We start from the raw sequence: 317 nt of genomic DNA, 5'->3' as shown, positions 1-317 counted from the left end.
CATCGGATCTTAATTTCGCTCCAACAAGTTTAGCAGCTAATAATTTATTGGCAGAGAACATTAACGAATCTAAAGTTGTAATAACAGGAAATACAATTATTGATTTGTTACACTATGTTTTAGACAAAGAAAATGTCAATTTAGAGTATGGTAATGATGTTTTTATAACAGCCCATAGAAGAGAAAACATAGGAGAGAATATGTATTCGATTTGTAGTGCAATTAGAGAATTAGCGGAAGAAAACCCTGAAATAATTTTTCATTGGAGTCTTCACCCAAATCCAAATACTAGGAAATTTATTTTTGAAGCTTTTAAA

At 30.0% G+C, this 317-nt stretch carries 1 protein-coding gene; it reads left to right on the top strand.

Going from position 1 to position 317, the window contains the following annotated elements; all coding sequences use genetic code 11:
- Positions 1 to 317 (top strand): UDP-N-acetylglucosamine 2-epimerase (locus QWI17_RS16495; protein ID WP_302723626.1); only part of this gene is annotated, 317 nt, incomplete at both ends.

The organism is Gilvimarinus gilvus, from assembly GCF_030518155.1.
Taxonomy (GTDB): Bacteria; Pseudomonadota; Gammaproteobacteria; order Pseudomonadales; family Cellvibrionaceae; genus Gilvimarinus; species Gilvimarinus gilvus.
Note: the sequence above shows the minus strand (reverse complement) of the source record. Positions and strands in the feature narration are given on the sequence as shown.